Raw genomic sequence first — 24,960 nt, forward strand, 5'->3', positions numbered from 1 at the left:
ACGTGTCAACGAGCCCGCGTCCTGTCTCACTATTTGGACTCCATTGTCCACTGGTTGAACGCCTTATCCCACCGGCTCGCAGTTAAGGCCGGTCTGACCGCTCAAAAACGGCCTCAACTGCGAGCTAGTTGGGTTCAGTGCGAATCACCCGCAGTAGGCGCCCGTGGAGGCGCTGTGGACCAGCTTGGCGTACTTTGCGAGCACACCCTTGGTGAACTTGGCCGGGAGCGGCTCCCAGCCCACCTTGCGGGCTTCGAGCTCCGCCTCGTCGACCAGGAGGTCGAAGGTGCGGGCAGCGATGTCCACGCGGATCCGGTCGCCGTCCTTGACGAAGGCGATGGGGCCGCCGTCGACGGCTTCCGGGGCGACGTGGCCGATGCAGAGGCCGGTAGTTCCACCGGAGAAGCGGCCGTCGGTCAGCAGCAGCACGTCCTTGCCCAGGCCAGCGCCCTTGATGGCGCCGGTGATGGCGAGCATTTCGCGCATGCCCGGCCCGCCCTTGGGGCCCTCGTAACGGATGACGACGACGTCGCCGGCCTTGATCCGGCCGTTGTCGAGCGCGTCCAGGGCGCCCTGCTCGCGCTCGAAGACGCGGGCGGTGCCCTCGAAGACGTCGGCGTCGAAGCCGGCGCTCTTCACAACGGCCCCCTCCGGAGCCATGCTGCCGTGCAGGATGGTGATGCCGCCGGTCTTGTGGATGGGGTTGTCCATGGCGCGGAGGATCTTGCCGTCCAGGTCCGGCGGGTTGATTGCCTCGAGGTTCTCCGCGACGGTCTTGCCGGTGACGGTGAGGCAGTCGCCGTGCAGCAGGCCGGCGTCGAGCAGTGCGCGCATGATGACCGGCACGCCGCCGATCTTGTCGACGTCGGTCATGACGTAGCGGCCAAACGGCTTGAGGTCACCCAGGTGCGGGATCTTGTCGCCGATGCGGTTGAAGTCGTCCAGGGTGAGCTCCACCTCGGCCTCGCGGGCGATGGCCAGCAGGTGCAGCACGGCGTTGGTGGAACCGCCGAAGGCCATGGTCACGGCGATCGCGTTTTCGAACGCCTTCTTGGTCATGATGTCGCGGGCGGTGATGCCCTTGCGCAGGAGGTTGACCACGGCCTCGCCGGACTTGCGGGCGAATTCGTCGCGGCGGCGGTCCGCGGAGGGCGGCGCGGCCGAGCCGGGCAGGGACATGCCCAGTGCCTCGCCGATGCAGGCCATCGTGTTGGCGGTGTACATGCCGCCGCAGGCGCCTTCGCCGGGGCAGATCGCCTTTTCGATGCGGGTCAGGTCCTCCATGCTCATCTTGCCGGCGGCGCAGGCGCCCACGGCTTCGAAGGCGTCGATGAGGGTGACTTCCTTTTCGGAGCCGTCCTCCAGCTTGACCCAGCCGGGCATGATGGAGCCGGCGTAGAGGAAGACGCTCGCGAGGTCCAGGCGGGCGGCGGCCATCAGCATGCCCGGGAGCGACTTGTCGCAGCCGGCCAGGAGCACGGAGCCGTCGATTCGCTCTGCCTGCATCACGGTTTCCACGGAGTCGGCAATGACTTCGCGGGACACCAGGGAGAAGTGCATGCCTTCGTGGCCCATGGAGATGCCGTCCGAGACGGAGATGGTGCCGAACTGCATCGGGAACCCGCCGCCGGCGTGCACGCCTTCCTTGGCGCCCTGGGCCAGCCGGTTCAGGGAGAGGTTGCAGGGAGTGATTTCGTTCCAGGAACTCGCGACGCCGATCTGGGGCTTGGCGAAGTCGTCGTCACCCATGCCGACCGCCCGGAACATCCCGCGCGCGGGCGCGGCGTGAATCCCGTCGGTGACGACCCGGCTGCGGGGCTTGATGTCCGGTTGGGTGACTGTCGCTGTTTGGGTGTCCTCACTCATGGGTCAAAGTCTAGGGCTCCGCCGCAGGGCACAACGACCCGGATGGACGCATTAAGCGGAAAACCGGGAATGTTGCGACCAAATAGTGGACTCGCGTCTCACCTGATGGACTCCAGCGGCTCAAATCTCCGGCCGACCCGGGGTCGCGTCTCCGTTGAGTTCAGTTGAGGTGAGCAGCATCACGCAGTTCCGGCGCCTGGGCGACGGACTGCGCCTCGGCCTTGAGCAGGGTGAGCACCTGCTGGATGGTGGTCCGGGCCGCGACGTCCGGGCGTGCGAGGGCAACGATGCTGCGGCTGGCCTTCACCCCGGCCAGGGGGCGCAGAACGAAGCCCCTCCCCTGGTTTTTCAGGGCCGTGTACCGCGGCAGGAGGCTGAGCCCGTGGCCGGCGCTGACCAGGGCCTCAAGGACCCGCAGGTCCGGGAACAGCTGGGCGCGGACCGCAGGGGAATCGGCCTGCACTTCGATCTGGCGGAGCACGGTGTCGAACGGGAACCCCTCGGGCACCCCCATCCACGGGTATCCGGTCACGTCTTCCGCCCGTAGCGTCTCCTTTCCGGCCAGCACGTGGCCTTCGGGGATGGCGACGTCGAGGGGCTCATCCAGGAGCGGCACCACCGTCAGTCCCAGCCGGGCGAAGACATCGGGCCCGTCGACGCTGTGGGCCAGCACAATGTCGTAGTCGGCAGTCAGGCCCGCGAAGCCGGCCACATTGGGATCCTCGAAGTGGGCCTGGAAGCGGAGACCGTCGATGGACTTCACCCGGTGCAGGAGGCCGGGAAGGAACATCTCGGCGGCACTGGGGAAGAACGCGGCCTTGACGTGGGTCTGCCAGCCGCGCCGGTAAGTGTCGATGGTGGCCTCCGCGCGGGCCATGGCGGTGGACACCTCGGCGGCGGCTTCCGCCATAGCGAGGCCGGCCTCGGTGAGGCGCACGCCGCGGCCCGATTTCTCGACCAGGACCACCCCCAGTTCGTCCTGCAGGGTCTTGAGCTGCTGCGACACGGCGGAGGGTGTGACGCTCATGGCCTCGGCTGTGGCCCCGACCGTGCCGCGGTCCGCCAGTTCCCGGAGAATCCGCAGTCTCTTGAAATCCATGAACAGAGGCTACAGCGCGGGTGGCTGGAAGGGTGGACAGCCCCCTTAAGGCGGACGTACCGTCAAGCAACGGCAACCTTGCCTCATGGACAGAAGGACTCTGCTATGGATTGGATCATCTGGCTCGTCGTTATCGCGGTGATTGTCGCCGTCGTCTGGTGGCTGCTGAACCGCAACAGCTCCCGCGGCCGCTCCGGCTCCGCAGATACGAAGGCCGGGGCCGAAACCGCCTCCACCGACGATTCCACGCCTCCCCACCTGCACGACGCCGAGCACGGCCCCAGTCACCGCGGCGCCTTGTCCGGCGGCGGCTCCTCGCCGTCAGCGGCAGCGGCCGGCCTCGCGTGGATGCCCACGTCCGCGGGCTTCAACCAGGCCGAACCCGGATCCGAACCCGAACCAGCCCCCGACCCCGTTGCCGAGGCCGAAGACCGGGCGGCCGTCGAGGCCCACTTGAAGGCTCGGGCGGCGGCTGCGGCTGCAGCAGCCGAGGTGTCGGGCACCGAGGCGGCGGGTGCTAACGCATCGGGCGCCACAGCGGCGCCGGCCGAATCCGCCCCGGCCGAAAGCCCCGAGTGGGAAACCCAGTGGTCCGAAACCCCGCCGGCCGAGCCTCATACCGCCGTCCACCCGGAACCCGTCCACGGCGCCGGTGCGCACGTCGCGGGTGCCGCCGGTGCGGGCGCCGCCGGTGCCACCGCCGCGACCGGTGCAGCAGCAGCGGGACAGGCAGGCGCCCCCGTACACCACCCCGAATACACGGAGCCCCACGCCCCGACCCTCCCTGGCGCCGAATCGGCTGCGGCGGAGGCAGTCCTCGAGGCCGAGCCCGCCGGGCATCTGGCGGCCGACCAGCCATACGGCGAGGGGTCGGCGGCAGCTTCGGCCGACGGCAGCGGCCCCGAGGGCTTCACCGTCAAGGGCAACGCCTCCTCGATGATCTATCACGAGGAGACCAGCGCCGCCTACGAGGAAACCCGCGCCGAGGTCTGGTTCCTCTCCGCGGCGCACGCCGAGGCCGCGGGCTTCCGCCCTCCGCGCCGGACGCGGCAGTAACCCGTTGCGCGGGACACCGAAAAATCATTGGACGGGACCGGACCAGCGATGACGGGGACAGCGGCAGGACGCCGGCACGTAGCTGAACCGCGCCCCGCTCTTCGCCGCGCCCGGGGCGCGGGCGCACCCTCCGCGGGCGCACGCGGCTGGGTGGGCCTGGCGGCCGCCGTCGCGATCATGCTCAGCGGCTGTTCGGCCGGCGGTGCCGACGTGCCCGCCGGCACCGCTCCCCCGCCCAGCGGCAGCACCGCCACACCGGGCCTGGAGAGCGCCACGCCTGACGTGACCCCGACTGGCGTGGACCGGCCTACGGTTGCCGAAAAGCTCGACGCCGAGTTGCAGCTGCCGTGGTCCACGGTCTTCCTGCCCGACGGCACCGCCATCATCTCCGAACGCGACAGCACGCGGCTCCGGAGCATCGCGCCGGGAGCGCGCAATGGACGGGCCGGCACTATCGGCACGGTGCCCGACGTCGTGCCCGGCGGAGAAGGTGGACTGCTGGGGCTGGCGCTGTCTCCGGATTTCGCCAACGACCGCTACCTGTACGCCTACTTCACAGCGGCGCGTGACAACAGGATCGCGCGGATGCGTCTGGAGGAGCGGGGCGGGACGCTGGTTCTGGGCCCCTCGGAGGTCATCTTCTCCGGAATCCCCAAGGCCGCGACGCACAACGGCGGGCGCATCCGTTTCGGTCCGGACGGACACCTGTATGTCGGCACCGGGGATTCGCGGCGCACGGAGCAGCCGCAGGACGTTAACGCCCTCGGCGGCAAGATCCTGCGCATCACGCCGGAGGGGCGCCCTGCGCCGGGCAACCCGTTTGGCGACAACCCGGTGTACAGCGTGGGCCACCGCAATGTCCAGGGCCTCGCGTGGGACAGCGCCGGCCGGCTGTGGGCAAGTGAATTCGGGCCCGACGTCGACGACGAACTGAACCTGATCGTCCCCGGCGGCAATTACGGCTGGCCGGAGGTCACGGGCGCCCCGCGCCGTGAAGGCTTCCGGGACGCGAAGGTGGTGTGGCCGTCGACGGCGGAGTCCTCCCCCAGCGGGCTGGAAATTGTCGGCGACACGGCCTACCTGGGGGCGCTGCGCGGCCAGCGGGTGTGGGCGACACCCCTGAACGGCGAATTCGCCGGAGATCCCGTGAGCTATTTCACACGGGAGTACGGGAGGATCAGGAACGTTGCATTGGCTCCGGACGGCCGCCTCTGGGTCCTCAGCAACAACAAAAACCCTGATTTCGTGCTGGTTTTGGAGCTGCCGGAGTAGCCCGCGGGGCGGGCAGTCGGCCCGATTTCACACTCCGCCCAAACTCGTGTAGAGTTTCATGTCGTTGCGGAGAACAACGCGGGAACAAAAAGACCGCGAAGAACAAAAACAACAGATGCACCTCTAGCTCAACTGGCAGAGCAATTGACTCTTAATCAATGGGTTCCGGGTTCGAGTCCCGGGGGGTGCACCACCAAGAAAACCCCGTCTTTCAGGCCTTATGGTCCGGAAGGCGGGGTTTTTGTTTTGCCCGAAATACGCCCGATAGGATTCCGCGGTTCTGGAGTAGGTTGGCATCCAACAGCCTGCCCACTGTTCCCCATGTAAAGGACGCCGCTTTGGACGAATCTTTTGAGGCCCTGTTGTCGATTCTGACTGCCGTGCGGAACTCAAGCATGCAGCGCCGGCTGGGCGCCACCGTCGAACAGGTCAACCTGGAAGATGGCGCCACACGGTCAGCAGAGGTCATGGTCAGCTACAACGACAGGATCTGGACGGTCGCCGACGAAAACAAAACCTGGACGTTCACGCCCTCCACTGGCGGCAGGATCGAGTACACCACCGGGAAGGTTGAACAGCGGCCCCGGGACCGGGACGATTACCTTCCCCCGGAAATCGCCCTGTTCTTCCCGTTGTCCATGCGCATCTGGGGCGGACTCCCGGACGACTTCCGGGTGGCTGGAGCGGAGGTGGAAGGCGAAGGAGTCAGGCTTGCCCTGGTCGCACTTAAAGATCCCCGCTTCACCGGGTCTGCGTTCGTGAACACCCAGTACGGGGTTATGACCGAGTACGTGACGCCTGCGCGGACCTATCATGTCCGCGACCTCAGCTGGCTCCCGCGTCCATAGGCGAAACACGTGTGGCGTACCGCCCGTGGGACGGCCGCTACCCATGCCCGACCTAAAGGGAGATCACCAGGGAGACCTGCCCTAGAGCCTCTCTTCGATGAGCTTCACGCCAGACTCCCCGCTGGCAAGGTGGAGCCGCCCCTTGTCAGTCGCAAGGGCCACGATTGTCCAATTCTTCTTAAGCCCGGGCGGCCTTTTCGGGGGCGGCTCGACCTGGTCCTGGCTGACAACGTCGGAGAAGACGGTGACCTTGCCTTCGGGTTCGCCTTTGTCGACGTAGTCCGGCTGGAACTTGATGGTACCGCTGCTGATCTCCGCGAACCCGGGCAGCCACATGCCTCGAAGGGAACCGGGAAGCGCGTCCGGGTAGCGGAGAGCGCATTCGACGATTCCGCGATCGGCATCACGTGCCAGCCGCGCCCTCCGCTCAGGGGCTGCCCTGCGGCCGAGCAGAAGTGAACCAAGACCCATGATGACAACGACTGCGGCCGTGGATCCCCAGGGACCCAGTTCATCGCGAAGGACGTTCATGGCAAACAGCGCGAGGAAGAGCAGCCAGAAATTCGAGGAGGCAGCGGCCTTCTCCCACCTCCCCCGGGGTGAGGGCTTGAGCATCTCGCCGGCCATATCCGCATCCTAGCGCCCGCTAGTCACATTGGGCGGCCCCGAAGGGGAATCATCCCGCTTTGACAGCCTCGCCGGCGTTGAGTTGCTCGCCTAGATGACCCCCGCGGGGGCGGCTCCTACTATGATCGGGCCGCATAGACTGCATGGCAGTGACGTACCGAACGCTTTTTGGGGGATCAATGAATGAATTGCACAACGTACCCGGACCTGTGAGCGCGGGGAGCCTGCCATGAGCAAGTCGAAGATGGCCGTGCGCAGCTACAAGCGCACCCGCGGCCTGAAACAGCTGCCCGTGGCTGTGTCCAGTCTTCGCTGGGCGCTGGTGCGGAGGCTGCTGCTCGCGGTTCCTGTCGGACTGTTCCTTGGCGGCATGCTGAGCACGGCGCTCAACCTGGAAACTGCGGACCCGTCGGGCGACACGGCCCTGCTCGCCGGCATGGCTCTATCTTTCGCCTTGTTCCTGACTGTTCTGTGGCTTCTGGGCCGGAGTCGGCGGAAGGCTTTTGCCGCATCAGGGGGCGATCCGCAGGCGGCCGGCGTTCTGCTTTTCGGGGTGCTCACTCCCCGCAGGAGGAGTTCGAAATCGCACAGCCAAGGCTATGGCGGCGACGGCGGCTACAGCTCCGGAGGGGATTCCTCGGGTGACTGTGGCGGCGGCGACGGTGGCGGCGGATGCGACTAAGCGGGAGCCGCGCTCACGGACTTCGGTCAGGCTCCGCGCCGGACCGCAACAGCCAGCTGGAAGTGGATGGGCAGGGCCAACTGCACCGGTGACGCCCCGACGGGCTCGTCGAGCAGCTCGTTGATCGAGGTCTGCCCTTCCAGCTCAGCAACCGGGTTTGTGTCCATCCCTTGAGCCTATTCGCAGCCGGGGCCCGCACCCGTGAGGGACACGGGACGCCGCTGATCGGAGAGCCTCGGGGTCAACGTCTACGACGGGGTACGGAGTGCCCTATATCGGCGTGCCGGTGTGGTCCCGCCACGGGCGGCGCTGACGATTCGGGGTCCGCGGGGTGGGGATCGCACCCTTCACAGAACACGGCATCAGCAAATTCACCGCAGCACTGGCAACGATGCTCCAGGGATCTCGCTTCGAGAACGTAGCTAGTCATGCGCCCCATGCTCCTCCGGTGCTCCGGAGTCGAAACGAGTAATCTGTACTCGTTTCAGGCACCGGACTACTTAAGGGAGAAAGAGCGCTCCTCCGCCCAGAAGGCGGGATGTTCGACGTCGGGCACCCCGCGTCGGGGGAAATTTGCCGCCTAGTTAGCCTCGACGGACAGGCTCGGATCCTGGGTGGCGACGATTGCCTTCACCTCAGGAGAGGAAATCCTGGTGGCCAGTTCGGTGACCACCGCCTGGAGTTCCTGCCTGAGGACATCCGGATCGATGGAGGCGGCGGCGAGCACGGCACGTTCCATGTCTGCGGCCTGGGCAACTGCCTCGCGGCCCCGGTCGGTCAGGGACACGACGTGGCTGCGGCGGTCGGAGGCACTGCGCTGGCGGGAGATGTGACCGTGGGCTTCGAGCCGGCTGAGAGTCTTGCCCATGGTCTGCGCCTGTACACGCACCAATTGGGCAAGCTGGGCCTGGGTCATCGGTCCGTTGACGGAGAGCACTTCCATCGCGATGACCCCGGCATGGGTCAGGCCAATGGCCCCCAATTTTTCGTTCCAGGAGTGTTCAACAAGGCGTGCTGCCGTGGACAATAGGCGGCCCGTGGGCCAGCGATCCATATCAGGCATACCAAAGAGTATAGCGATCGTACGATTCGGCGCTGCCACCGACTCTCACTAGGCTGGTATATCGCCCCCAGGAAGCCCCGCAGCGCCCACCCCGATAAGGAGCACAACTTGCCTGAACGACTCATCCCCGGTGATCCGGCGCCAGCTTTCACCCTGAAGAACGCCGAGGGGCACGACGTCTCCCTCACGGACTTCCGGGGCCGCAGCACTGTGGTCTATTTCTACCCGGCGGCGTCCACCCCGGGTTGCACAAAACAGGCCTGCGACTTCCGGGATTCCCTGGCATCCCTGCGGCAGGCCGGTTACGAGGTGGTGGGCATCTCCCCCGACCCCGTGGAGAAACTGGCCAGGTTCGCAGCTGCGGAAGGACTGGATTTCCCCCTGCTGTCCGATCCGGACCACACCGTCGCCGAGGCCTACGCGGCCTGGGGCGAGAAGAAAAACTACGGTAAGACCTACCAGGGTCTCATCCGGTCGACGGTGGTGGTGGACCCCGACGGGAACGTCGCGGCAGCGCAATATAACGTCCGGGCCACCGGGCATGTCGCCAAACTGCGCCGAGACCTCAAAATCGACGCCTAACGGCCTGATGTCACTGGGGCGCCTTCACTCATCCCCCTTGGGTGATGTGTGAAGGCCGTTCCCCGGCCTACATTCGCTGGAGGTCCAGGTCTCTCCGGGTTCATGGCGAGGATCAGGCCCTGGAACCCAGTGGATACGGAGTCCTGAGGAGGAAACCGGTGCCGACGACGGATGCGGACTCCGCTCCCCGCGGCGGGCACAGCGCGTCGACGGAGCAGTGCACGGGACCCCAGCGTGCTTGAACTGATTGCGGAACTGGTGCCCCAGGCCATCGGCATGGCGGCCAGCCCGCTCCCGCTCATAGCTGTGCTGCTGATCATCCTTTCCCCGAATGGCAGGGGCCGGAGCATCGCCTTCGCCGCGGGCCGGGTCCTCGCGGCCCTAGCCACGGTGCTTGCGGTGGCCGCACTGTCCGACGTTGCCACGCAGGGATCGGGCGGTACACGCGTCGGCGCAGCCATCCGCCTCGTGCTGGGCGTGCTGTTCGTCATCCTGGCGCTCTCCAAGTTCCGCTCGCGGCCCAGGAGCGAAGCGGAACAGAAGACCCCCGGGTGGATGCAAGCCCTTGACGGTATGAAGCCCGCGAAAGCCCTGCGGACGGGGTTCCTGGTGACCGCGGTCAATCCGAAGGAGCTCATCTTCGGCATCGCGGCCGGCGTCGTGATCGGCAGCTCCACGCTCCCGCCCGGTATGGTTTCCGCCGCCATACTCATCTACACGGGGATCGCCACCATCACGGTCGTGGGGCCCGTGGTGGCGTATCTCGTTATCGGCACCCCGGTGCGTGCAGCTCTGGAACCTGTCCGGACCTGGCTGGTCCGCTACTACAACGTCATCATCGCGGCCGTCCTGGCCATCATCGGCGCAGTCATGATCGGAAAAGGCCTCGCCGGGTTGTAGCTGTACCGGATCCGCCAGAACCCCCGACAGCCCGGCAGCCGCCGTCGACCGCTGCCCCGCCGCTGTCTGGGGAAGTCGCCGCAGCGTGTGCCGCGAAATGTACAATGGAGCCTGGCATCCGCCCCCGACGGTCGAAGGACCCGACAGACGGCGGCGCCGCGCGCGAGTGGTGAAATTGGCAGACACGCAGGATTTAGGTTCCTGTGCCTTCGGGCGTGGGGGTTCAAGTCCCCCCTTGCGCACACATTAGAGGGAGTCCCGGTCTTCGGACCGGGGCTCCCTTCCTGGTTAACCGCTCTTTCCGGGCTCTGCGGGTTATACGGGCGGCGGTCCGGGCACTTAGGCACGGACACGCCGGGAACGCCGGACCCAATGGCACGCGATCGTGATCAAAGGCGCCCCGGACGGCGAACGGAGGTGCCCGGGCCTACCCAGCCTAAAACCACAAAACCGCGCAAAACCGGGCCGAAATCACCCAAAAACAGGTCACATCAAGCCGCTAATCCGCCTCAGAATCCGGCACAAAGCGATCCAATAAAAAGAAATTCAATCCCGCACCCATCCATTTCTCCCGAGCCCCCGAATACCCATTGAGACACCAACCAAGGGTCGGTGCCCACAAGTCGGAAAAGGGCCAAAGCGGCAACAGTTCGCCGCGGCAATGATCGGCACAACAAAGGAGAAACCGAAATGCAGACCATCAAGCGCACGACTCTTTCCGTTGCAGGAATCGCTGCTGCAGCCATGCTCAGCCTCACCGCCTGCGGCGGATCCACCACCGCGGCACCCAACTCCTCGGCCCCGGCCTCCGCGCCGATGGAATCGAGCATGGCACCGTCGCCGTCCGCCAGCTCGGCAGCAGCCATGGATCCGGCCGCCAACCTCGTCGGTTCCGGCTGCGCAGCCTACGCCGAGCAGGTTCCCAGCGGCGCCGGCTCCGTCTCCGGAATGGCCCTCGACCCGGTAGCGGTCGCGGCGTCCAACAACCCGATCCTCACCACGCTGACCGCCGCAGTTTCCGGCAAGCTCAACCCGAAGGTCGATCTGGTGGACACCCTGAACGGCAGCGAGTTCACGGTCTTCGCACCGACGGATGACGCCTTCAAGAAGATCGACGCCGCCACGATCGAAACGCTGAAGACGGACGATGCCCTGCTCAGCAAGATCCTGACCTACCACGTAGTCCCCGGCAAGATCAGCCCGGACGAGATCGTCGGCACCCACAAGACGGTCCAGGGCGGTTCCGTGACGGTGACCGGCACCAAGGACGCCCTCAAGGTTGACAGCGCCAACGTCGTCTGCGGCGGCGTTATGACCGCCAACGCCACGGTCTACATGGTGGACTCCGTCCTGATGCCCAAGTAGGCTCCGCTGAACGCTCCTGCTGCGATTCCAGCCTGACTCACTGGACCATCCGGGAGAAACGAAGGCCCGCACCCCTGGTGCGGGCCTTCGTTTGTGCCTGCCGCGGCCGGTGGACCGGGCGCGGCCCGCGGCGCCGCCTGGCTCCCAGCTACCGCCCGGGTGGGTCAACTAGAATGAGCCTGTTCCGCAGCCGGCGGTCCATCCAGTCCCTGAGGTGATAACCGAGTGCCCAAAAGTACAGTGCCCAGCCGCGCCCTGCGCCGCAGCAGACTGCAGGCCAGCAGACTGCAAGCCAGCGGAGCGCGGACCGGCGCAGTGCGCCGCATCGCGGCCGGTATGGCCGTGCTCCTGACACTGCCGCTCGCCGCCTGCACCGGAACCCCCGGCCCCGGCCCGGCCTCCGCCACCGCCTCGCCCAGCTCCTCGGATGCCGCCCCCGACGCGGTGTTCAACTTCGGCACCGCGTCCCAGCCGCTCGGACTGGATCCGGCTGTAGTCTCCGATATCGAGTCCTACCGGATCACACGCCAGGTCCTTGAGGGACTGGTCGGCGTGGACCAGACCACGGGACAGCCCACGCCGCTGCTGGCCACCGAATGGACCACCAGCGCTGAAGGCCGCTCGTACACGTTCAAGCTCCGCGAGAAGGTGACGTTCCAGGACGGGACGGCCTTCAACGCCGCGGCCGTCTGCAGCAACTTTGACCGCTGGTTCAAGTTCCCCGAGGCGCTCCGGAAGCAGGCTCCCGGGACCACCTTCAAGGGCGTTTTCAAGGCCCACGCCGATCAGGCATCCCTGTCCATCTACAAGGGATGCACCGCGCTGGCACCGGACAACGTCCGGATCGACCTGACCCAGCCCTTCACCGGATTCCTGCAGGCCCTCACGCTGCCCGCCTTCGCCATCTCCTCGCCCCAGGCCCTTGCGGCCAAAAACGCCGACGAGCTGAACCAGAGCCGCGACGGCCAGCCCGTCTCCGCCTACGGGCTCCATCCGGTGGGAACCGGCCCCTACGTCTTTGATTCCTGGGATCCGAGCAGCATCACGCTCTCCAGCAACAAGGACTACTGGGGCGACAAAGGCCAGATCGGCACCATCAACTTTGTCACCTACGATCACACCCAGACCCGCATGCAGGCCCTGCTCGACGGCAAAATCGACGCGTACGACGCCGTGACCATCGGCAACTTCGACCAGCTGGTCAAACGCGGACAGCAGATCGTCCAGCGGGATCCGTTCTCCGTCATGTACGTCGGCATGAACCAGGAAGTGCCCATCCTGGGCGACATCAAGGTCCGTCAGGCGATCGAAATGGCGCTGGACAAGGGCCTGCTGATCCGCAGGTTCTTCATTGACAACACCGCCGAGGCCACGCAATTCGTCCCGCCCAAGCTCAGCGGCTTCAACAACAACGCGCCCGCCCTGGGGCACAACCCGGCGAAAGCCAAGGAGTTGCTTGCCGAGGCCGGCTACAACGGGCAGGAACTGAAGTTCTACTACCCGTTGAACGTCACCAGGCCCTACCTCCCGACGCCGGAAAAGGTCTACGCGGAAATCAGCAAGCAGCTGACCGCCGTCGGGCTGAACATCAAACCGGTGCCCGTGGAGTGGTCCGACGGCTACCTCCAGAAGGTCACGTCCCCCGGGGACCACGCCCTCCACCTTCTGGGCTGGAACGGCTCCTACGCTGATCCGGACAACTTCGTCGGCCCGCTTTTCGGCGAGAACACCGGCGAGTTCGGCTACCAGGACCCGCAGGTCTTTTCCAAGATCTCCCGGGCCCGCGGCCTGCCCGACGGCGAGGAGCGGACCGCGGAGTACCAGACCATCAACGCGCAGATCGCCGCCTCGGTCCCCGCCGTGCCCATCGCTTTCCCGATCTCGGCCCTGGCCCTTTCCGACCGGGTGGTGAAGTACCCGGCGTCGCCCGTTCTCAACGAAGTTTTCACAAAGGTGGAGCTAAAGCCTTGACGGACGGGGCCAATTTCAGTAAGAGGCCGGTGCGGGATATTCTGTGACAGCCAGACCCGCTGCTAATCGGAGACTGATTGTGACTTTCATTTCCAAGACCCAACATGCCGACGTCGTCCTGATTGGTGGCGGCATCATGAGCGCCACGCTCGGTGCCTTCCTGAAGCAGCTCGAGCCGAACTGGACGATCTCCCTCTTCGAGAAGCTGGATGAGCCGGGTCTGGAGAGCTCCGACCCCTGGAACAACGCCGGCACCGGACATGCGGCGCTGTGTGAGCTTAATTACTCCCCCGCCGCCAAAGACGGCTCGGTGGACCCCGCGAAGGCGCTCCTCATCAACGAGCAGTTCCAGCTGTCGCGCCAGTTCTGGTCCCACCTGGTCACGAACGGCATGATCGGCTCCCCCAAGGGCTTCATCAACACCGTGCCGCACATGAGCTTTGTGATCGGCGAGGACAACACCAAGTTCCTGCGCACCCGTTATGAGGCGCTCAAGCCGAACCCGTTGTTCCGCTCGATGGAATACTCCGAGGACCACGCCCAGATCGCCAAGTGGGCCCCGTTGATCGTCAAGGGCCGCGACCCGAAGCAGCGCATCGCCGCCACCCGCGCCGCGGAAGGGACCGACGTCGACTTCGGCGCCCTGACCCGCGAGCTGACCACCTACCTCGGCAACAACGGCGTGGAGGTCAACTACGGCCACGACGTTTCCGGCATCAAGCGCGCCCCCGGCGGCGGCTGGGACCTGTCGATCAAGCACCCCAGGTCCGGCGAACACGGTTCGATCCGCGCGAAGTTCGTCTTCGTCGGCGCCGGCGGCGGGGCCTTGCACCTGCTGCAGGCCTCCGGCATTCCGGAAAGCAAAGGCTACGGCGGTTTCCCCGTCTCCGGCCAGTTCTTCCGCTGCACCGACGAGACGCTCGCGGCCCAGCACAGCGCCAAGGTCTACGGCCAGGCCTCCGTCGGCGCCCCGCCCATGTCCGTCCCGCACCTGGACACCCGCTACGTCAACGGCAAGCGATCCCTGCTGTTCGGCCCGTACGCCGGCTTCTCCACGAACTTCCTCAAGAACGGCTCCTACCTGGACCTGCCGCTGTCCATCCGGCCTTCCAACATCATCCCGATGCTGGCCGTGGCCAAGGACAACATGGACCTCACCGCTTACCTGGTGAAGGAAGTCGCCAAGCGGCACGGCGCCAAGGTGGAAGCCCTGCGCGAGTACTACCCCGCGGCACAGGACGGCGACTGGGAACTCATCACCGCCGGCCAGCGTGTACAGATCATCAAGAAGGATCCGAAGAAGGGCGGCGTGCTCCAGTTCGGCACCGAAGTCATCGCCGGCCGCGACGGCTCCATCGGCGCCCTGCTGGGTGCGTCCCCGGGCGCGTCCACCGCAGTGCCCATCATGATCGAACTGCTCCAGAAGTCCTTCCCCAAGCAGTTCAAGGGGTGGCAGTCCAAGTTCAAGGAGATGATGCCCGGCTACGGCGTCAAGCTCAACGAGAACCCGGACCTCGCCGCCCGGCTCGAGGCCGACACCGCCAAGGCACTGCAGCTGGACACGGTCAACGCCGCACGCGGCTGACGCCCGCCGGGTTGGAGCCGTTTTGATCGCTGTGCAGCTTTGATCCCGTCGAATCACGTCCGCCGACCCATCAGGAGACCATAAGATGTTCCGGCTCGCAAAGCTGTCGCTGGCAAACCGGGCCCTGATCGCGCTGATCACCGTCTTCGCGTCGGTGTTCGGCGTGATTACGATGTCCTCGCTCAAGCAGGAGCTCATCCCGTCCATCGAGTTTCCGCAGATCACGGTCATCACCTCGATGCCGGGAGCCTCGCCCGAAGTCGTGGACAAGCAGGTCAGCGCTCCGCTGGAAACGGCCCTCAAAGGCGTCGAAGGCCTGGAGTCGACGTCGTCCACCTCCCGCAACGGCGTTTCCCAGATCAGCCTGTCTTTCACCTATGGTTCGAACCTTGACCGGGCACGGAACCAGATCGACCGGGCCATCTCCAACGCCAAGCGGTCGCTGCCGGACGACGTCGAGCCCCAGGCCATCGCGGGCAGCATCAGCGATTTCCCGATCGTGTTCCTCGCCGTCTCCTCCGACAAGCCCCTCAGCGAGCTGAACGCCGATCTCGCCCGGCTCACCGTCCCGCAGCTGCAGAAGCTCGACGGCGTCCGCGGCGCCGAGGTGACCGGCGGCGCCACGCAGCACATCAAAATCCTGCCCCGGCCCGCGGCCATGGCTGCCTCCGCCGCCAGCGTCCAGTCCATCCGCGATGCGCTGACGAACAACGGGGACCTGGTTCCGGCCGGGACCATCGAGGACCAGGGCAAGACGCTGTCGCTGCAGATCGGCAGCCCGGTGGACTCGCTCGACGCCATCAAGGCGCTCCCGCTGGGCGGCGCCGGCAAAGCCGCAACGATCGGCGGCGTCGCCGACGTCAGCATCGCCGAGGACGCCCGCACCTCGATCACCCGGACCAACGGCAAGGAAACCCTGGCCCTGTCCGTCACGAAGAAACCCGAAGGCGATACGGTCGGCATCTCCCACGCGGTGAAGGACGCCCTCCCCCAGCTCGAAGCCGAACTCGGCTCCAACGCCCGGTTCACGCCGATCTTCGACCAGGCGCCGTTCATCGAAAAGTCCATCAAGGACCTCACCACGGAGGGCTTGCTGGGCCTGGGCTTCGCCGTCGGAGTGATCCTGGTGTTCCTGATGTCCGTCCGCGCCACCCTGGTGACGGCCGTTTCCATTCCCCTGTCCCTGCTGATCACGTTTATCGGGCTCTCGGCCACGGGCTACTCGTTGAACATCCTGACCCTCGGCGCCCTCACCATCGCGATCGGCCGCGTGGTGGACGACTCAATCGTGGTGATTGAGAACATCAAACGCCACCTGAGCTACGGCGAGGCGAAGATCACCGCGATCCAGACGTCCATCCGCGAGGTGGCCGGCGCCATCACGGCGTCCACCCTCACCACGGTGGCCGTCTTCCTGCCGATCGCCTTTGTGGCCGGCCTGGCCGGTGAGCTGTTCCGCCCGTTCGCGCTGACGGTCACCATCGCCCTGCTGTCCTCGCTGCTTGTCTCCCTGACAATCGTGCCGGTGCTGGCCTACTGGTTCCTGCGGAACCCCGCCGAAAATTCGGCCGCAGCCAGTAGCGCCGCAGCCCCGGACACGGTTCCGGACGCCACAGTTTCGGACGCCACGGGCCGTGAGACCGCCGCCCGGGAGATGACCGCCCGGGAGATCGCGGCGAAGGCCCACGAGGCCGAGCAACGCACCGTCCTGCAGCGCGGCTACCTCCCGGTTCTGACCAAAACCCAGAAGCACCCGGTGGTGACCCTCATTGCGGCGGCGCTGGTGCTGGGCGCCACCGCCGCCATGACCCCGCTGCTGGCCACCGACCTGCTGGGCAGCTCCGGCGAAAACAGCATGACGGTCCGGCAGGCCCTGCCCGCCGGCACCAGCCTGTCCGAAGCCAGCGCTGCTGCGGTCAAGGTGGAGGACGTCCTGCGGGAGATCGACGGCGTTAAGGACGTCCAGGTCACCACCGGCAACGCCCAGACCGGGTTCTCCGCGCTGCTGTCCTCCGGCGCCTCCAACTCCACCTTCACCGTGGTGACCGAGGAGAAGGCCAACCAGGCCCGGCTCAAGGACACCGTCCGCAGCCAGCTGGCCGGCGTCCCCGATTCCGGCAAGATCACGGTGGGCTCGCAGCAGGGCGGGTTCGGCACGTCGTCCACCGTGGACATCACCCTCAAGGCCGCCACCACCGCCGATCTCCGGACCGCGAGCGACGCCATGGTCAAGGCCATGGACGGCGTCCCCGGTGCATCCGAGGTGGCCACGAACCTGGCCGCCAGCCAGCCCGTGGTCCAGGTCAAGGTGGACCGCGCCAAAGCCGTCGCCGCCGGCCTGACCGAGGAACAAGTGGCAGGCGTGCTCGCCTCCACCATCAGCCCGATCCCTGCCGGAACCGTGCGCATCGACACCAACGACTTCCCGGTTCGCATCGGTGAAGGCACCCGCTTCACGAGCATCGACGCCGTCAAGCGGACCCCGCTGCCGACGGCGGCCGGTCCCGTGCCGCTGTCCAGCATCGCCTCCGTGGAACAGGTGGATGTCCCCGTCTCCATCACCGCCAGCAACGGCCAGCGGACCGCACGCGTGTCCGTCACGCCGTCGGGCGCCAACCTCGGCGCGGTGAGCACCGAAGTGCAGGCCCGGCTCAAGACAGTCCAGTTGCCGCCGGGCGTCACCGCGGAGATCGGTGGAGCCACCACCCAGCAGGCCGAATCGTTCTCCCAGCTCGGCCTCGCGCTGCTGGCGGCCATCGCGATCGTCTACGTGATCATGGTGGCCACGTTCAAGTCGCTCGTCCAGCCGCTGATCCTGCTGGTCTCGGTGCCCTTCGCGGCCACCGGCGCCATCGGCCTGCTGCTGATCACCGGGGTGCCGCTTGGACTGCCTGCACTTATCGGCATGCTGATGCTGGTGGGCATCGTGGTCACAAACGCTATTGTGCTGATCGACCTCATCAACCAGTACCGCCAGCCGCGGAACGGCGAACCCGGCATGAACGTGGCGGACGCGATCACACACGGCGCGCGCCAGCGCCTCCGGCCCATCCTGATGACGGCGCTGGCCACCGTGTTCGCCCTGACGCCGATGGCCCTGGGCCTGACCGGCGGCGGAGGTTTTATCTCGCAGCCGCTCGCCATCGTGGTGATCGGCGGCCTGATCTCCTCCACCGCGCTGACCCTGGTCCTGGTGCCCGTGCTGTACCGGCTGGTCGAGGGCCGGCGCGAACGGAAGGCCGCAGCGCGTACAGGAGACGGTCCTGGTAATGGTGCTGCTGCGGGGGCGGATGCCGGCCCGGCCCGTGCCGGTGCCCGTGGCCGCCGGGCGGCTCCCGGGGCTGTCCCGGACGACTTCCCGGACGACCTGCCCGAGGACGCGCCCGTTCCCACCGGCTCGCACTAGCAGCCCGCGGGCCGGCGTCCTGGCGGACGGTGTAGTACGCCGCCAGCTCCGCCGAGCCGCTCTCTGGCGAGAAGGTCTGCACCACCCCTGCGGGCTGCAGTAGTAGTTAGCAAGGGCAGCGGGGTTTAGCCCCGCGTAGCCATGGCTAGGGACACCGTGGCGTAGGCCAAGGCGCCCGTCATCTCCTGAAGCAGTTCGGTGTCGGTGTTGCCGATGGTGTCGCAGGCTCGGTGGTAGCACGGATCGAGGTCCTGGCCTGCCGTGCCGCCGTAGGACTGCGCCTGGGCGTCGGACTTCTTTTCCTCATCACCGCTGAACAGGCCGCCGGCGGGAATCCCGGCCTGCAGGAACGCGTCGTAGTCGGAGTCGCCGGCTTCGAAGGGTGTGGTTTCCGCCGGCAGCGAGTTCGCCTCGAAGAAGCGGAAGAAGACGTCCTCGATCTCCTTGGAGCCCTCCGGCCCGCCGTCACCGAAATCGGACCCGTCGCCGTCGTGGAAGGACCGTATACCGTTCGGAGAGGCCGCCATGTCCACGTTCAGGTTCGCCAGGGTCCCGTCCTTTTCGGCGTTGCTGAGCTGGTCGACGTAGTGCTGGGAACCGTAGAGTCCGTCCTCTTCAGCACCCCAGAACGCGAAGACCACCCGGTTGGCTGGGGTGATCCCGGCTTCCTTGAACCACAGGGCGGTCTCCAGGACGGCAGCGACGCCGCTGGCGTTGTCGTTGATGCCCGGACCCCTGCGTACGGAGTCCAGATGGCCGCCCACCACCACGGTGTTGGCGGCGCTGCCCCCGGTCTCGGCAAGAATATTGAAGCTCTCCACCTGGTCCCGGTTCCTGCGGTTCTCCTCGAAGGTGAAGGTCTGCCGGACGGGCGTGTACCCGGCCGCGCGCAACTGTTCCTCGACGTAGCGGGCGGATGCCTCATACCCGGAGGTCCCCGTCGCGCGGTTTCCATCGTTGTTATCAGCGATCCGCTGCAGCGCCTCGAGGTGGTCACTCAGTCCCCGGGTCGTGAAGGCCTCCAGCACTGCCCGCGCGTCCGGACCGTCTCCCGGCTCCAGCCGCCGGGCGGTGCACGCGAAGGACAAGAGGCTGACGGCAACCAGGATTGCCACCGCGGTCCGTCCGAGTTTCTTCGTCATGTGGGCAGCCTCCAGGCTACGAAGATAGCGCCCCGGCCGCTCCAGAGGAAGAGTAAGGCCTCACTTAGTGCGAACAGGCCTAGTGCGAACAGGCTTAGTGAGAGCCGGCGGGAAGCGGGGCAACGGCGGGCGCCGGATCGGAGAACGCCAGCCTCGGCACCAGGACCAGCACCCCGGCGGCGGCGAGGCCGGTCACGCCGCAGACGGCCCACACCGTCAGGTACCCGGCCAGCGGCGCCGCGGTTTCGCCGGCCCCGGCCGCGACGGCCCCGGCTTCGCCGAGGACGTGGCTCAGCAGGGCGATGCCGAACACCGCGGATGCGAAGGCTCCGCCGATCGTTTTGGTGGTGTTGGTCAGACCGGTGGCCATCGCGGTCCGGTTGAGGGGAGCGGCGGCGGCCGCCGCGGAGGGAAGCGCGGCAACGAGGGCGCCGGAGCCGATGCCTGCAATGGCCATGTTGACCAGGGCCTCGGCCAGGCTGCCGTGGAACGGCAGGAACAAGAGATACCCCGCGCCCACCAGCACGGCTGCGCAGACGAGCGTCCAGCGCGGGGTCAGCCGCCGCGTCACCAGCGGGTAGAGCAGCGCACCCACCAGCAGTGCCAGCACATAAACGCCGATGATGATGGAGACCTGGCCGGCTCGCAGCCCCAGCCCGTAGCCGTGAATGGCAGGGTCCGTCCTGGCGAATGTGGACAGCGGGGCCTGCGCGCCGAGCACGGAGACGCCGAACAGGCCGGCGGTCAGCTGGACCGGCCACATGGATTTGCTGCGCAGCATCCGGATATCCACCAGCGGGTCCTCACGGCGCAGCTCGTAGCGCGTGAACGGGATGAAGACGAGGATGCCGGCGGCCACCAGCAGCCACGGCCACCACGCGCCGGGGCCGTTGAGCCGCATGAAGGTCAGCCCGGACGTGATCAAGAGAAGCCCGACGGCGAGCAGGCTGAAGCCGCGCGTGTCCACCCGTCCGCCGCTGCGTTCGGTGGACTCCGGGACACCGAAGCGGATGGCGAACCAGCAGGCGGTGACGGCCACGGCGGGGATCATCAGCACGAGCTGCAGCTGGCCGGCGAGGATCTCCACGAGGGCACCCGCGGCCAGGGCGCCCGCGATGACGCCGAATTCCAGCGCGCCGACCAGGAGCCCGGCGGCGCGGCGGGTGCGGGCGGCGCCGTCGGGCAGTTGGTGCACCCGGCTGAAGATCAGCGCGATCTCCAGCGGCAGCCAGACCACGTAGAAGCCCTGCAGGGACCAGGCCGCCAGGAAGGTCCAGAAGTCAGGCGCGAGCGCCACGCCCCAGGATGCCGCGGCGGTCAGCACGGTGGAGACCAGCAGGATCCTGCGGTGCCCGTACATGTCGCCGAGTTTGGCCAGGACGGGGACGGCCAGGGCGCTGACCATCAGCTGCGCGGCCTCGAACCAGTTGACGTCGCCGTCGCGGATGTCCAGGTGCCGGGCGATGTCGGTGAGGATGGGCGTGTAGTAGCCCTGCAGGATCCCGCTGGTGATCTCGACCAGACACAGAAAAGCGAGGACGCGGCGCATGGCAACCTTCCGGGCGGGCTGAGCACCTGGAGGCCAGCCGATGGTTTGCATCCTAGGCCCGCGCCTCGCGATCGGCGGGAAACACGGCCGCGGCCGGGCGGGGAATATCTGGACGCGGTGGGCGTTGTACCGGTCGATAGATGCAAATGCATGTACATCGGATATAGTAGGAAACAGCTCCCGGAAGTCTCCGGCCACGGAAAGGCACATCATGCAGATCGGCGTATTCAGCGTCAGCGACATCACCACCGACCCCACCACGGGCCGCACCCCGACGGAACACGAGCGCATCAAAGCGTCCGTGGCGATCGCCAAAAAGGTTGAGGAAATCGGTATGGATGTCTACGCCCTCGGCGAGCACCACAACCGGCCCTTCTTCTCCTCCTCCCCCACCACCACCCTGGCGTACATCGCGGCGCAGACCGAGCGCATCATCCTGTCCACGGCCACCACGCTGATCACCACCAACGATCCGGTGAAGATAGCCGAGGACTTCGCGATGCTCCAGCACCTGGCCGACGGCCGTGTGGACCTGGTCCTGGGCCGCGGCAACACCGCCCCCGTCTACCCATGGTTCGGCAAGAACATCCAGGACGGGATTGAGCTCGCGATCGAGAACTACTCCCTGCTGCGCCGCCTCTGGGACGAGGACACCGTCAACTGGTCCGGCAAGCACCGCACGCCGCTGCAGAACTTCACCTCCACCCCACGCCCGCTCGACGGCGTCGCCCCCTTCGTGTGGCACGGTTCGATCCGCACGCCGCAGATCGCGGAAGTGGCCGCGTACTACGGCGACGGGTTCTTCGCGAACAACATCTTCTGGCCCAAGGAGCACTACCAGCAGCTGATCGGCCTCTACCGCGAACGCTACGAGCACTACGGCCACGGCAAGGCAGACCAGGCGATCGTGGGCCTCGGCGGACAGTTCTTCATGCGGAAGAACTCGCAGGACGCGGTCAAGGAGTTCCGCCCCTACTTCGACAACGCGCCGGTGTACGGCCACGGCCCGTCGCTCGAGGACTTCACCTCGCAGACCCCGCTGACCGTCGGCAGCCCGCAGGAAGTGATCGAGAAGACCCTGACGTTCCGCGAATACTTTGGCGACTACCAGCGCCAGCTGTTCCTGATCGACCACGCCGGCCTGCCGCTGAAGACCGTGCTGGAGCAGCTGGACCTGTTCGGCGAAGAGGTCCTGCCGGTCCTGCGCAAGGAATACGCCGAGAAGACCCCGGCCCATGTGCCCGAACCGCCCACCCACGCCGGCCGGGTCGCAGCGTCCCTCGCCGCGGCCGGGCAGTCAGCCACCGCCAGCCACGCCGCGGCGCAGGGCGGCGCGTAATGTCAGCCCCCACCGAATCACCGGTGCGCCTGGCCGCGGAAACCTGGGAATCCCTGTTCCGCGCCCAGGTGGCGGTGATGCGCAGGCTGCAGGCCGGCCCGGCGTTCAAGTCCCTGGCCGTCAACGAGTACGACGTGCTCTTCACGCTCTCGCGCTGCCCGTCCGGCTGGCTCCGCCAGAACGAGCTCAACGACCACGTCCTGCTGAGCCAGTCCAGCCTGAGCCGGCTGGTGGAGCGGCTCGAAAAACGGGGCCTCGTGGAGCGGAGGCCGGCCCTCGACGACGGACGCGGCGTCCTGGTCCGGCTCACCGAAGCGGGCCTGGAGCTGCAGAAGAAGATCGGCCGCGAGCATGTCCGCGACATCGCAGCTCTGGTGGGCCCGGCCCTGTCGGCGGCCGAGCAGCAGGAACTGCTGCGCCTCACCGAGAAGCTGCGCGCCTCGGTGGCCGCGCGCTGAGCGTCACGTCGGCCTTAGCCTCGGTGGCGCGCCTGAGCGGGTTGACGACGAGCAGGGGCTTCACTCCTTCGGTAGACCAGCGGACATCGGGCCGAGTTCGTCCTTCCGGGGCGGATTTGCGCCTGGCCTGGAACACGTGATCGCTGCCGCGCGGTTGGCGTAGGCAGCCAAAGCATGAAGTTCATCCCGCGTCAGGCTATTCAGCCGTGTCCTGCCGCCGGCCCCGAGTGCTGCGAACTGCGCGAGCCCGGAGAGGAGACCAGCCATGAAGGAGTCGCCGGCGCCCACAGTATCCGCCACGGTGATGCAGTCAGCAACCATCTCCACGCGCCCGTTTCGGGACAGGATGACCGGTCCGGCGGCTCCTCGGGTCAAGGCGACGACCGATGGGCCGAGCGCCAGCCAGTGTTCCAGGGTTTCCTCCGGGGTCCTGTCCGGGTAGAGCCAGCGGAGGTCTTCGTCGCTGGCTTTGATGACGTCGCTGGCTGCGACGAAGAGTTCGGCCTGCCGGCGCGCTGCGGCAGCATCGAGGCTTATGCCGGGGCGGCAGTTGGGATCGTAGCTGACGGTCGTGTGCTCACGGGCGGCCCGCACGAGTGCGAGCGTGGTCTGGTCCCCCGGCGGGAGGGCAGTTGCGATTGATCCCGTGTGGACGTGGGCGGGACCTTCGACGGCGGCGAGGGCCGGCAGGGCGGCGCCGTCGAGTTCCCAGGTGATGGAGAAGGTGTAGCGGGCGGCACCCTCCGGCCCCAGCTCGGCCAGGGCCGTCGACGTCGTCGCGGTTCCGCCGTTGATCACCTGGACGCGGTTCGCTCGCAGATGTTCGTCGATCTCAAGCCCGCGCCGGTCATCGGCGTAGTGGGTCACCAGGGTCGTCCGCAGGCCAAGGCGCGCGGCCCCGACCGCCACGTTGAGCGGGCTGCCGCCCGGGTGGGCCTGGATCGCCTCCGGCTGGCGGGGATCGCTGATGATGTCGACAAGTGACTCGCCGACAACGACCACCGTAACTTCGTTTGCTGGCATGGCTCTTCCCTGCTGTCTTCTTCTCAGCGGCCGGGGTAAACGACCGCTTTAAGCTGGTCGGGTTGTTTGCCGGCTTTGAGCGCTTCTTCGGCGTCGGCCAGGGCGTACCTGCCGGTGACCAGGATGTCCAGGTCCACCTTGCCGTCCGCGATCAGCCGGATGGCCAGCGGCCAGGTGTTGGTGTAGCGGAAGACTCCGGAGAGCCAGATCTCCCGGTTCTGGATATATGAGACGGGGAGCTCGACGTCGTCGGCCCCGAGCCCCACCAGGATGACCCGGCCGGCCGGTCCCACGGCCTTGATGCCGGAGCGGACCGCTTGCGGGGCGCCGGACGCGTCGATGAACGCGTCGACGTCGAGCCCTTCAACACTGTCCGTCCGGGCGTTCAGGGTGTGCGTGGCGCCGTGTTCCAGGGCGAAGGCGAGGCGGTCCTCGGCGATGTCGGTGATGTAGATTTCGGCGGCGCCGTAGGCGCGGGCGGCCTGGGCGGCGATGATGCCGATCGGGCCGGCGCCGGCGATCAGGACGCGGCTGCCGGGCTTGATTCCGGCGCGTTCGCAGGCCCAGAGGCCGACGGAGAGCGGTTCGATGAGGGCGGCCGCCTCGTCGCTGACGCTGTCCGGGATGTCATAGGCGAAGTCGCTCTGAATGGTGACGTATTCGGCGAAGGCGCCGTTGACCGGCGGCGTGGCGTAGAACTCGATGTCGGGGCACAGGTTGTATCGTCCCGCTTTGCACTGCTTGCAGGTGCGGCAGGGCCGCTGGGGCTCGACGGCGACCCGCCGGCCGATGCGGGCGGGGTCCACGGCGCTGCCGACGGCGGCGACCCGTCCGGAAAGTTCGTGGCCGAGGATCAGCGGGTGGTCCACGACGTAGTCGCCGATCCGGCCGTGCTCGTAGTAGTGGACATCGCTGCCGCAGACGCCGACGGCGGCGACCTGTACCAGGACCTGGTCCGGTTCGAGCTGCGGGACGGTGAGGGTCTCCAGAGCCATCTGGTCCTGGCGCTTGAGGACGGCGGCGCGCATCGTGGCGGGTACGTCCGGATGTCCGGGGGTGCGGGACTGTGCGGTTGAGGTTGTCATCGAAGTAATCCTTTTCCTACAAAAATCGGAGGGGTGGCGCCG

At 67.1% G+C, this 24,960-nt stretch carries 21 protein-coding genes and 2 tRNA genes; 14 read left to right on the forward strand and 9 right to left on the reverse strand.

What is annotated here, in order from left to right; translation table 11 throughout:
* Positions 1-144: 144 nt before the first annotated feature.
* On the reverse strand, positions 145-1,866 hold the full coding sequence (gene ilvD / locus FS787_RS03205; RefSeq protein ID WP_144670866.1) for a dihydroxy-acid dehydratase: 1,722 nt from the start codon (positions 1,864-1,866) through the stop codon (positions 145-147).
* Between the two features lie 160 nt (positions 1,867-2,026).
* On the reverse strand, positions 2,027-2,965 hold the full coding sequence (locus FS787_RS03210) for a LysR family transcriptional regulator (RefSeq protein WP_144670867.1): 939 nt from the start codon (positions 2,963-2,965) through the stop codon (positions 2,027-2,029).
* A 105-nt stretch (positions 2,966-3,070) separates the two neighbouring features.
* Here FS787_RS03210 and FS787_RS17945 point away from each other — a divergent pair, with 105 nt between their 5' ends.
* The 4 genes from FS787_RS17945 (at position 3,071) to FS787_RS03230 (ending at position 6,141) form a co-directional block, all read left to right on the forward strand.
* The gene (locus tag FS787_RS17945; RefSeq protein ID WP_186329080.1) at positions 3,071-4,021 is read left to right on the forward strand and encodes a hypothetical protein; all 951 of its coding nucleotides are present in this window, start codon (positions 3,071-3,073) and stop codon (positions 4,019-4,021) included.
* Between the two features lie 48 nt (positions 4,022-4,069).
* A complete protein-coding gene (locus FS787_RS03220; RefSeq protein WP_395940309.1) occupies positions 4,070-5,293 on the forward strand; it encodes a PQQ-dependent sugar dehydrogenase in 1,224 nt (407 codons plus the stop codon).
* Between the two features lie 117 nt (positions 5,294-5,410).
* Positions 5,411-5,486 (forward strand) — tRNA-Lys (locus FS787_RS03225).
* Positions 5,487-5,631: 145 nt separating this feature from the next.
* Entirely contained in the window at positions 5,632-6,141 is a 510-nt protein-coding gene (locus tag FS787_RS03230; RefSeq protein WP_144670868.1) for a hypothetical protein, read from the forward strand.
* 81 nt (positions 6,142-6,222) lie between these two features.
* Here the strand turns inward: FS787_RS03230 and FS787_RS03235 are convergent, their stop codons facing one another.
* Positions 6,223-6,768 carry a hypothetical protein gene (locus tag FS787_RS03235; protein WP_144670869.1) on the reverse strand — a complete coding sequence of 182 codons (546 nt, stop codon included), beginning with the start codon at positions 6,766-6,768 and terminating at the stop codon, positions 6,223-6,225.
* A 229-nt stretch (positions 6,769-6,997) separates the two neighbouring features.
* Between FS787_RS03235 and FS787_RS03240 the strand changes: the two genes are divergently transcribed.
* Positions 6,998-7,450, forward strand: coding sequence for a hypothetical protein (locus FS787_RS03240; protein WP_144670870.1), 453 nt, complete (start codon positions 6,998-7,000; stop codon positions 7,448-7,450).
* Between the two features lie 26 nt (positions 7,451-7,476).
* Here the strand turns inward: FS787_RS03240 and FS787_RS17950 are convergent, their stop codons facing one another.
* The gene (locus FS787_RS17950) at positions 7,477-7,617 is read right to left on the reverse strand and encodes a hypothetical protein (protein WP_186329081.1); all 141 of its coding nucleotides are present in this window, start codon (positions 7,615-7,617) and stop codon (positions 7,477-7,479) included.
* Between the two features lie 413 nt (positions 7,618-8,030).
* Positions 8,031-8,504 carry a MarR family winged helix-turn-helix transcriptional regulator gene (locus FS787_RS03245; protein WP_144671903.1) on the reverse strand — a complete coding sequence of 158 codons (474 nt, stop codon included), beginning with the start codon at positions 8,502-8,504 and terminating at the stop codon, positions 8,031-8,033.
* A gap of 117 nt (positions 8,505-8,621) precedes the next feature.
* On the opposite strand from FS787_RS03245, the gene bcp reads away from it, so the two are divergent.
* The 7 genes from bcp to FS787_RS03280 all read left to right on the forward strand — a co-directional run bounded on the left by bcp (position 8,622) and on the right by FS787_RS03280 (position 18,322).
* Entirely contained in the window at positions 8,622-9,095 is a 474-nt protein-coding gene (gene bcp / locus FS787_RS03250) for a thioredoxin-dependent thiol peroxidase (RefSeq protein WP_144670871.1), read from the forward strand.
* Positions 9,096-9,329: 234 nt separating this feature from the next.
* Entirely contained in the window at positions 9,330-9,995 is a 666-nt protein-coding gene (locus tag FS787_RS03255; RefSeq protein WP_186329082.1) for a GAP family protein, read from the forward strand.
* Positions 9,996-10,155: 160 nt separating this feature from the next.
* Positions 10,156-10,237, forward strand: a tRNA-Leu gene (locus tag FS787_RS03260).
* Positions 10,238-10,685: 448 nt separating this feature from the next.
* A complete protein-coding gene (locus FS787_RS03265; protein ID WP_144670873.1) occupies positions 10,686-11,360 on the forward strand; it encodes a fasciclin domain-containing protein in 675 nt (224 codons plus the stop codon).
* Positions 11,361-11,696: 336 nt separating this feature from the next.
* Positions 11,697-13,331, forward strand: coding sequence for an ABC transporter substrate-binding protein (locus FS787_RS03270; RefSeq protein ID WP_144671905.1), 1,635 nt, complete (start codon positions 11,697-11,699; stop codon positions 13,329-13,331).
* Positions 13,332-13,410: 79 nt separating this feature from the next.
* Positions 13,411-14,916 (forward strand): malate:quinone oxidoreductase, encoded by a 1,506-nt coding sequence (locus tag FS787_RS03275; protein WP_144670874.1) that lies wholly within the window; start codon positions 13,411-13,413, stop codon positions 14,914-14,916.
* A gap of 85 nt (positions 14,917-15,001) precedes the next feature.
* Positions 15,002-18,322 (forward strand): efflux RND transporter permease subunit, encoded by a 3,321-nt coding sequence (locus tag FS787_RS03280; protein ID WP_144670875.1) that lies wholly within the window; start codon positions 15,002-15,004, stop codon positions 18,320-18,322.
* A 125-nt stretch (positions 18,323-18,447) separates the two neighbouring features.
* Here the strand turns inward: FS787_RS03280 and FS787_RS03285 are convergent, their stop codons facing one another.
* Together FS787_RS03285 and FS787_RS03290 are read right to left on the reverse strand one after the other, a co-directional pair.
* Positions 18,448-19,464: a M20/M25/M40 family metallo-hydrolase gene (locus tag FS787_RS03285; RefSeq protein ID WP_144670876.1), complete on the reverse strand. Its 1,017-nt coding sequence runs from the start codon at positions 19,462-19,464 to the stop codon at positions 18,448-18,450.
* A gap of 94 nt (positions 19,465-19,558) precedes the next feature.
* The gene (locus tag FS787_RS03290) at positions 19,559-21,013 is read right to left on the reverse strand and encodes an MFS transporter (protein ID WP_144670877.1); all 1,455 of its coding nucleotides are present in this window, start codon (positions 21,011-21,013) and stop codon (positions 19,559-19,561) included.
* A 211-nt stretch (positions 21,014-21,224) separates the two neighbouring features.
* On the opposite strand from FS787_RS03290, the gene FS787_RS03295 reads away from it, so the two are divergent.
* Positions 21,225-22,352 (forward strand): LLM class flavin-dependent oxidoreductase, encoded by a 1,128-nt coding sequence (locus FS787_RS03295; RefSeq protein WP_144670878.1) that lies wholly within the window; start codon positions 21,225-21,227, stop codon positions 22,350-22,352.
* Positions 22,352-22,810 carry a MarR family winged helix-turn-helix transcriptional regulator gene (locus tag FS787_RS03300; RefSeq protein WP_144670879.1) on the forward strand — a complete coding sequence of 153 codons (459 nt, stop codon included), beginning with the start codon at positions 22,352-22,354 and terminating at the stop codon, positions 22,808-22,810. The genes FS787_RS03295 and FS787_RS03300 overlap by 1 nt, the downstream gene beginning before the upstream one ends.
* 60 nt (positions 22,811-22,870) lie before the next feature.
* On the opposite strand, the gene FS787_RS03305 is transcribed toward FS787_RS03300, so the two are convergent.
* Together FS787_RS03305 and FS787_RS03310 are read right to left on the reverse strand one after the other, a co-directional pair.
* A complete protein-coding gene (locus tag FS787_RS03305) occupies positions 22,871-23,833 on the reverse strand; it encodes a carbohydrate kinase (protein WP_144670880.1) in 963 nt (320 codons plus the stop codon).
* A 23-nt stretch (positions 23,834-23,856) separates the two neighbouring features.
* Positions 23,857-24,918 carry an NAD(P)-dependent alcohol dehydrogenase gene (locus tag FS787_RS03310; protein ID WP_144670881.1) on the reverse strand — a complete coding sequence of 354 codons (1,062 nt, stop codon included), beginning with the start codon at positions 24,916-24,918 and terminating at the stop codon, positions 23,857-23,859.
* Positions 24,919-24,960 lie beyond the last annotated feature (42 nt).

This window comes from Arthrobacter sp. U41, from assembly GCF_007679325.1.
In the GTDB taxonomy this organism is placed as follows: domain Bacteria; phylum Actinomycetota; class Actinomycetes; order Actinomycetales; family Micrococcaceae; genus Arthrobacter.